This is a genomic window from Caballeronia mineralivorans PML1(12), from assembly GCF_001028175.1.
GTDB lineage: Bacteria > Pseudomonadota > Gammaproteobacteria > Burkholderiales > Burkholderiaceae > Caballeronia > Caballeronia mineralivorans.
Genome location: NZ_AEJF01000157.1, coordinates 1 through 7662, shown reverse-complemented (window position 1 = coordinate 7662; position 7662 = coordinate 1). Strand labels below are relative to the sequence as shown.

Annotated in this window: 9 protein-coding genes and 1 pseudogene; 9 read left to right on the top strand and 1 reads right to left on the bottom strand. The window is 63.7% G+C overall.

Annotated features, from left to right (window positions below; translation table 11 throughout):
- Positions 1-339, bottom strand: a pseudogene (locus EOS_RS26465) (hypothetical protein); the annotation flags it as partial.
- 306 nt (positions 340-645) lie between these two features.
- Here EOS_RS26465 and flgB point away from each other — a divergent pair.
- From flgB to EOS_RS26420, 9 genes are all read left to right on the top strand, one after another.
- Positions 646-1137, top strand: a complete 492-nt coding sequence (gene flgB, locus EOS_RS26460; RefSeq protein ID WP_047895152.1) for a flagellar basal body rod protein FlgB — start codon at positions 646-648, stop codon at positions 1135-1137.
- A 40-nt stretch (positions 1138-1177) separates the two neighbouring features.
- Positions 1178-1603, top strand: coding sequence for a flagellar basal body rod protein FlgC (gene flgC, locus EOS_RS26455; protein WP_047895151.1), 426 nt, complete (start codon positions 1178-1180; stop codon positions 1601-1603).
- Between the two features lie 10 nt (positions 1604-1613).
- Positions 1614-2348, top strand: coding sequence for a flagellar hook assembly protein FlgD (locus EOS_RS26450; RefSeq protein ID WP_047895150.1), 735 nt, complete (start codon positions 1614-1616; stop codon positions 2346-2348).
- A 43-nt stretch (positions 2349-2391) separates the two neighbouring features.
- Complete coding sequence (flgE, locus tag EOS_RS26445; protein ID WP_047895149.1) at positions 2392-3651, top strand: flagellar hook protein FlgE; 1260 nt, start codon at positions 2392-2394, stop codon at positions 3649-3651.
- Positions 3652-3685: 34 nt separating this feature from the next.
- Positions 3686-4441 carry a flagellar basal-body rod protein FlgF gene (gene flgF / locus EOS_RS26440; protein ID WP_047895148.1) on the top strand — a complete coding sequence of 252 codons (756 nt, stop codon included), beginning with the start codon at positions 3686-3688 and terminating at the stop codon, positions 4439-4441.
- A gap of 24 nt (positions 4442-4465) precedes the next feature.
- A complete protein-coding gene (gene flgG / locus EOS_RS26435) occupies positions 4466-5254 on the top strand; it encodes a flagellar basal-body rod protein FlgG (RefSeq protein WP_047895147.1) in 789 nt (262 codons plus the stop codon).
- A 46-nt stretch (positions 5255-5300) separates the two neighbouring features.
- Entirely contained in the window at positions 5301-5984 is a 684-nt protein-coding gene (locus EOS_RS26430; protein WP_047895146.1) for a flagellar basal body L-ring protein FlgH, read from the top strand.
- 2 nt (positions 5985-5986) lie between these two features.
- A complete protein-coding gene (locus EOS_RS26425) occupies positions 5987-7105 on the top strand; it encodes a flagellar basal body P-ring protein FlgI (RefSeq protein WP_047895145.1) in 1119 nt (372 codons plus the stop codon).
- A 12-nt stretch (positions 7106-7117) separates the two neighbouring features.
- Positions 7118-7662: rod-binding protein (locus tag EOS_RS26420; protein WP_047895144.1), on the top strand; the 545-nt coding region annotated here is incomplete at its 3' end.

Genomic DNA, 7662 nt, shown 5'->3' with positions numbered 1-7662 from the left:
CGCCGCGGCGTAACCGGCCGGTCGCGACGCTTTCGCCGGCTGAGCAGGGCTCGCGGGCTGGCTGGCGTTGGTGGTCGCGTTCGCGTCCACCGGCATGCCCGCGTTTTTTGCCATGGCTACGACAGCGGCCGGATTGGTTTCAGCGGGACCGGCAATCATGATCGTGCCGCCCGTGTCCTGCGCATGCGCAGTCGTCACGCCAGCAGCCACGAGGGCGAACGCAATCACACACACCGCAAGCGCGGGATGGCAAGCCATGCCAGCGCCGGTTTTCACCAGGCCGTTCGCGGCCAGGCGATGAACCGCCGGCTGACGAGCAGGCGCAGCGAAGCTGTGCATTGTGTTTCTCCCAAACAAAACCCGCGAATCCGGTAAGCCAAAAACGAGAAACCGCTCTTCCAAAGTCGAGGAATTTCTCAAATGACCAACCCACGAGACGAATTTTAGATTTCGGCGTGTAAAGGCAAGCGTCGAATAGAGGCCGGCTTTCCCTGTTATTCGTCTGATTGCATCTTGCGTCTCGCTCCTAAGATTCGTCTCATGCAAAAGTCTTTGATGGCCGCGCTTGGCTCCAGTGCCTGGTCTCATCGACGGTGAAACATCGCAGACAAGATCCGAAGCATCCGAAGCTGAAGGAGGACCGCCATGCTGGACAAGCTCGACAAGGAATTTGCGTTCGGCCGCGAAGCGCTGGATGTGCGCGCGTACCGGCAGGAATTGTTGTCGTCGAATATTGCGAACGCCGACACCCCAGGCTACAAGGCGCGCGACGTCGATTTCTCCAGCGCCCTCGCAGGTGCGCTGAAAAAGACAGGCGCGACGGCGGACCCGACGGCGTCCGGCACGGCGCAATTGCAGATGGCGCAGCCGGTAACCGTCTCGGCTGGCGCCGGGCTCGCGACGACATCGGCGGGACATATGTCCGGCAACGCGACGCTCACAGCAAGCGGTGGCAGCACCGACGACTACGGCCGTCTCGCGTACCGGATTCCGGGCCAGCCGGCGCTGGACGGCAACACCGTCGACATGGATTCGGAGCGGGTCCAGTTCGCGGACAACGCGCTGCATTTCGAAGCAGGCATGACCGTTCTGTCGGGGCAGATCAAGACGATGCTCTCGGCGATCACGTCGAACTGACCGCACCTAGCGCCTAACAGCCAAGCCACGAGGAGAAGCAATGCCCTCTTTACTGAACATCTTCAACGTAGCCGGTTCGGCGATGTCCGCCCAGGCGCAGCGCCTGAACGTGACCGCCTCGAACCTGGCGAACGCGGACAGCACGACGGGCCCGGACGGCCAGCCGTACAAGGCGAAGCAGGTGGTGTTCGCCGTCGATCCGCTCGGCGGCGCGCGCACGGCGTCCGGCCAGCAAGTGGGCGGCGTGCAGGTGACGGGCGTGATCGACGACCCGACGCCGATGAAAACCAGCTACGACCCGAGCAATCCCGCAGCAAACCCGGACGGCTACGTGACCATGCCGAACGTCGATCCCGTGCAGGAAATGGTCAACATGATTTCGGCGTCTCGTTCGTATCAGGCGAATGTGGAAACGCTCAATACCGCCAAGCAGCTGATGCTTAAGACCCTGACGATCGGAACCTGAGGACAATCCCGTGACAACCAACACCACGATCGGCAACACCGGCACGACGATGTCGCAGTCGTTGCTCAACACCATGAACGGCACGACGAGCTCGTCGAGTTCATCGGCGGCCAGCTCGAGCTCCAGCGCGACGGGCGGTCAGTCGGCATCGGACCTGCAGAACACATTCCTGACCTTGCTTGTCACGCAGCTCAAGAACCAGGACCCGACCAACCCAGCCGACAGCTCGCAGATGACCTCGCAACTCGCGCAGATCAGCACGGTGTCGGGTATCGGCCAGCTCAACACATCACTGAGCTCGCTCGCGACGCAATTGTCGGCAGGGCAGTCGGCACAGGCTGCGTCGCTGATCGGTGCGACCGTGCTCGCCCCGGGCAACACCATCACCGTGACCGGCGGCAAGGCCAGCAGCTTCGGCGCGCAGACGGCGAACGCGCTCGGCGACCTGACGGTGAGCGTCACGAACAGCGCCGGCCAGGTGGTGCAGACGATCGACCTCGGGCCGCAGTCCGCGGGCGTGGTGCCGATCACGGGCTGGACGCCGACCGACAAGACCGGCGCGACGCTCCCCGACGGCACCTACACCATTTCGGCGGGAGGCACGATCAATGGCGCGGCGGCCACGGCGACCGCGCTGTCCGCATCGACAGTGCAGAGCGTGGTGCAGCAGGGCGACGGCACTGCGGGTGTGATGCTTTCGACTGGCAAGGCGGTTCCGTTGACCAGCATCGCATCGATTCTCTAAGCCCCTTATTCATTAGCTCACTCTTCTAGAAGCGGAGACCGTCATGGGTTACCAACAAGGTTTATCTGGTTTGTCCGGCGCGTCGAACGACCTCGATGTGATCGGTAACAACATTGCCAACGCGAACACCGTCGGCTTCAAACAAGGCCAGGCGCAGTTCGCAGATATGTACGCGAACTCGGTGGCCACCGCCGTGAACAACCAGATCGGCATCGGCTCGCAGATGTCGGAAGTGCAGCAGCAGTTCGGCCAGGGCACGATCACCACGACGAGCCAGGCGCTGGATGTCGCGATCAACGGCAATGGCTTTTTCCAGATGTCGGCTAATGGCGCGACCGTCTACTCGCGCAATGGCGTTTTCAACCTCGCGTCCAACGGCACGATCGTCAACGCCCAGGGCCAGACGCTGATGGGTTATGCGGCCAATGCACAGGGCATTATCAGCAGCGCGTCGACCGTGCCGCTCGTCGTGCCGAACTCGAACCTGCCGCCGTCGGCCACGAAGAACGTGAGTTTTGCGTTCAACCTGAACTCGCAGGCCACCGTACCGACCGCAACGCCGTTCAGCCCGACCGACTCGACCACCTACAACGCCACCAGCTCGATCAACGTTAACGACTCGCTCGGCGGCACGCATGCTGTGAACGTGTATTTCGTCAAGCAGTCAACGGGATCGTGGGAGGCGTATGCCACCACCGGCACGACCAACACGCCGGTCACCGGAACCGCGACTGGCACGGCCGGCGATCTCGGCAAGGTCACGTTCGACTCATCGGGCAACCTGATTCCGACGCCGCCCGCCACCGCCATTGCGCCGTTCGCCTTTTCGATTCCGGATGCCGCGTCCAACGTCGCCGGGGCCGTGCAGACGATGTCGATGTCATTCGCCGGCACAACCCAGTACGGCGCGACGACGGGCCTCGTGAGCAGCAGCCAGGACGGGTATTCATCGAGCGAGCTCGCCGGCTTTTCGGTCAACACGGACGGCACGCTGACTGGCACGTACACGAACGGCAAGACCCAGGCGCTCGGTCAGATCGCACTGGCTACGTTCGCCAACCAGAACGGCTTGCAGAACCTTGGCGGCAACAACTTCCAGCAGACCCAGGCATCGGGCGTGGCGCAGGTGTCGGTGCCCGGTTCGACCAACCACGGTTCGCTGCAAGGCGGCGCGGTGGAGAACTCGAACGTCGACCTGACCAACTCGCTCGTGGACCTGATCACGGCGCAGCGCAATTACCAGGCGAACGCGCAGACCATCAAGACGCAGCAAGCCGTCGACCAGACGCTCATCAACCTGTAAGCGCCGCCGCAGGCCGGGCACAAGAGAGTCACACATGGATCGTCTGATCTATACCGCGATGAGCGGCGCCGCGCAGGCGCTCGAGCAGCAGAGCGTTACGGCGAACAACCTCGCGAATGCGTCGACGACGGGGTTTCGCGCGCAGCTTTCCGCATTTCGACAGGTGCCGATGAACTTCGAGGGCGGCGCGGCCGGCGACCCGACCACGCGCACCTTCGTGCTGTCGTCCACACCGACCGCCGATTACACGCCCGGTCCGATCCAGCAGACCGGCAATCCGCTCGATGTCGCCATCCAGGGGCCGGGCTGGCTTTCGGTGCAGACGGCCGACGGCTCGGAGGCGTACACGCGCGCCGGCAATCTGCATGTCGATGCCAACGGCCAGCTGGTGACGGCGAACAACCTGCCGGTGCTCGGCAATAGCGGCCCGATGTCGATTCCGCCCGGCGCGGCGGTCACGATCGGCAAGGACGGCACGGTGAACGCGCTGATTCCGGGCGACCCGCCGACGGCGATCGCAACGGTCGACCAGTTGAAGCTCGTCAATCCCGATGCGACGACCATGACGCGCGGCGACGACGGTCTGTTTCGCACCGCAGACGGCCAGCCCGCCGACGCCGATCCCGCGGTGGCGGTGGCGCCGGCGTCGCTGGAAGGCAGCAACGTGAATGCGGTGTCAGCGATGGTCGACATGATCACCAACGCCCGCCAGTTCCAGATGCAGACCAAGTTGCTCGATTCGGCGAACCAGAACGATCAGTCGGCTAACAAGCTGCTCAGCTTCAGTTAATCCGCAGCTAACAGGATAAAAACCATGAACCGCTCTCTTTACATCGCTGCGACCGGCATGAATGCGCAGCAGTCGCAGATGGACGTGATTTCGAACAATCTCGCCAACGTCGCCACGAACGGCTTCAAAGGTTCGCGCGCGGTGTTCGAGGACTTGCTGTATCAGACGGTCCGCCAGCCGGGTGCAAACTCGACGCAGCAGACCGAACTGGCGTCGGGCAGCCAGATCGGCACCGGCGTGCAACAGGTCGCAACCGAGCGTCTCTACACGCAGGGCAACCTGCAGCAGACCGGTAACTCGAAGGACGTCGCCATCAACGGCAACGGCTTTTTCCAGGTGACGATGCCCGACGGCACGACTGCCTACACCCGCGACGGTTCGTTCCAGACCAACGCGCAAGGCCAGATGGTCACGTCGAGCGGTTATCCGGTGAGCCCCGCTATCACGATCCCCACGACCGCGACCGGCATGACGATCGGCTCGGACGGCACGGTCACGGTCACGCAGCAGGGCAGCGCGGCCAACACCACCGTAGGCCAGTTGCAACTCGCGACCTTCATCAACCCGGCCGGCCTCGACGCGCGCGGTGAAAACCTGTTTGCTGAAACGGCTTCGTCCGGTACCGCGAACGTCGTGACACCGGGCCTGAACGGCGCGGGCCAGTTGCAACAGGGTTACGTGGAATCGTCGAATGTGAACGTGGTCCAGGAGCTGGTGAACATGATCCAGACCCAGCGCGCTTATGAAATCAACAGCAAGGCCGTGACTACGTCGGACCAGATGCTGCAGACGCTGAGCCAGATGCAGGTTTAAGCGGTATCGCCCGCATCAGCGGCGTTATTGCCGAAGGATCACGAAGATGTCATCACTTATCTCACGTACTCGCAGCGCGTCGGTGCTGGCGCTGCTCGCCCTGGCGGCCTGCGCGCTCGTGCCCAAAGAGCCGATCACCCAGCAGCCGATGACCGCGCGGCCGCCGGCGGCGCCGCTCAATTCAGCATCGCCTGGCGCGATCTACAACGCGGGCTACGCGGGACGGCCGCTGTTCGAGGACCAGCGGCCGCGCAATACCGGCGACATCATCACCATCGTGATCGCGGAAAACGTCAACGCGACGAAGTCGTCGGCGGCAAGTGCGGCTCGCAATGCCAGCGAAGCGTTTGCCGTGCCGGTCACGCCCGGCATTTTCGGTGGCCTGTTCCACAACACCAACCTGAACGCGAGCGGCTCCAACGGGTTCAACGGCACGGGCGGCGCAAGCGCGGCCAATACCTTCAACGGCACGCTGACGGTCACCGTCACCGGCGTCCTGCCCAACGGCAACCTGGAAGTGAGCGGCGAGAAGCAGATGCTCATCAACCAGGGCAACGAATTCGTGCGCTTCTCGGGCGTCGTCAATCCGACGACCATCTCCGGCAGCAACACGGTCTTTTCCACCCAGGTGGCGGACGCGAAGATCGAATACTCGGCGAAGGGCTATATCAACGAGGCGCAGAACATGGGCTGGCTCCAGCGCTTCTTTCTCAACCTGGCGCCTTTCTGATCATGAAACTCGTTCTTCGCTTCGTTCTCTTTGCGCTGGCGCTCGCTGCTGCACTTCCGCAGGCCGCGCAGGCGGAGCGCCTCAAGGACCTGGTCTCGTTCCAGGGCGTGCGTGACAACCCGCTGATCGGCTACGGCCTCGTAGTGGGGCTTGACGGCACTGGCGACCAGACCACCCAGACGCCGTTCACCACGCAAAGCTTGGTGAACATGCTCGGCAACCTCGGCATTACGCTGAATTCGTCGACCACCCAGAACATGCAGTTGAAAAACGTCGCCGCCGTGATGGTGACGGCCGTGCTGCCGCCGTTCTCGCGGCCGGGCGAAGCCATCGACGTGACGGTGTCGTCGCTGGGCAATGCCAAGAGCCTGCGCGGCGGCACGCTGCTGATGGCGCCGCTCAAAGGCGCCGACGGCCAGGTCTACGCCATGGCGCAGGGCAATCTCGCGGTCGGCGGCGCGGGCGCGAGCGCCAACGGCAGCCGGGTCCAGGTCAACCAGCTCGCGGTGGGCCGCATTCCGGGTGGCGCACTCGTTGAACGGGCTGTGCCTGCTGCGGTGACGCAAGCCGGTGGCGTGATGACGATGGAACTCAACACCCTGGACTTCGACACCGCGCAGAAGATCGTCGCGGCGGTGAATAACGATTTCGGCATGGGCACGGCGATGGCGCTCGACGGCCGCACGATCCAGCTGCGCGCCCCGACGGATCCGTCCCAAGTGGTCTCGTTCATGGCGCAATTGCAGAATATCGACGTCAAGCCGTCGCAGGCCGCAGCCAAGGTGATCGTCAACGCGCGCACGGGTTCGATCGTGATGAACCAGATGGTCACGCTGCAGAACTGCGCGGTCGCGCACGGCAATCTGTCGGTGGTGATCAACACGACGACGGCAGTGAGCCAGCCGGGTCCGTTCTCGAACGGCCAGACCGTGGCCGCGCGGCAGTCGAGTATCCAGTTGAAGCAGGACACGGGCGCGCTCAAGACGGTCGCGGCAAGCGCGACGCTCGCGGACGTCGTCAAGGCGTTGAATGCCCTCGGCGCGACGCCGGCGGATTTGATTTCGATTCTGCAATCGATGAAAGCGGCGGGTGCGTTGCGCGCCGATCTCGAAGTTATTTAAAGGCGACAGGCCATGAACACAAACGGGACCGGCACCGCAAACAACGCACTGACATTGACGAACACGACGGACACGAACAGCGGCCTGAATTCGCTGTCGAACCGGTTTGCACTCGACGTGCAGGGCTTCGACGCCATGCGCGCCCAGGCCAACGCCGCGCCGCAGCAGGGTTTGAAGGCGGCGGCCAAGCAGTTCGACGCAGTGTTCACGCAGATGATGCTCAAAAGCATGCGGGAGGCCACGCCGTCCGATAGTCCCTTCGATTCGCACGACAGCGCGACTTTCACGTCGATGCTCGACCAGCAGCTCGCGCAGAACGTGGGCGCGAAGGGCATTGGCGTAGCCGACATGATGCTCAAGCAGCTGATGCGCAACGCCGGCGCCACCGCGTCGGCTGACGGGACAGCCGCGAGCGCGAGCGGCGACAGCAGCGGGAATGCCGGCAACATGGCCGCGATGAACGCAATGGCGAAGGCCTATGCGAACGCCGCGGGGTCGTCGACCGCGTCGAAGGCTTCGCTCAGCGGCAGCGGCTATAGCGCCGACAGCGCGCTGAC